We start from the raw sequence: 626 nt of genomic DNA, 5'->3' as shown, positions 1-626 counted from the left end.
AGCACGGCGTTGTGGGCATGCAGGGACATCTCGGCCGTCACGCGCACCTGCGCCATCTGCTGGAACTGCGCCCAGCCGAACTCCCCGTAACCCACGCCGAGCAGTGGATGCAACCGGAACATCGCGACGGCATGCGCCCAGAGCGCGCCGCGCGCCGAGACCTGATCGCCGGCCTTGAGTTGCGCGACGGTATCGAATAATCGCCAGTCAAACGCCTGCCCGGCGCTCTTGATGACCGGTTGCAGCACGACGATGCCGACGATCAACAGCACGGCGGCAAGCACCAATCCGGGCGGGCGCGCCATCGGATTCGGMCCGCGCCGCTCGCCGCGCGCCATGGCGGCGGCGATCAGGGCATAGATGGCGGCCAGCCCAACGTGGACAAGACCGGTGCGCGAGCCGGTCAGCGCGATGCCCGACTCGAGCAGCAGCACGGCCGCAAGCCATGCCGCAAACCCGAGCCGCGCCCGCCGCGCCAGCCAGATCGCGGCAACGAGGCCAAAGCCGTGGATCGTCGCCTGATGGTTGGGCTGGTTGAGGTTGCCCCACAGCCGGCGGTTGGTGTCGTAGAAATATTCCGAAACGAGGCCGAACATCTGGTCTTCCATATGGAAGACCTGGATCCA

The 626-nt window shown here is 67.0% G+C and carries 1 protein-coding gene; it reads right to left on the bottom strand.

Translation table 11 applies throughout. From position 1 onward, the window contains the following. Positions 1–626: O-antigen ligase family protein (locus tag AB4Z27_RS29300; protein WP_441646015.1), on the bottom strand; the 626-nt coding region annotated here is incomplete at both ends.

Source organism: Cupriavidus sp. KB_39 (assembly GCF_052114485.1).
In the GTDB taxonomy this organism is placed as follows: domain Bacteria; phylum Pseudomonadota; class Gammaproteobacteria; order Burkholderiales; family Burkholderiaceae; genus Cupriavidus.
The sequence above is the reverse complement of the archived record's forward strand: the minus strand, read 5'-3'. Positions and strand labels throughout refer to the sequence as shown.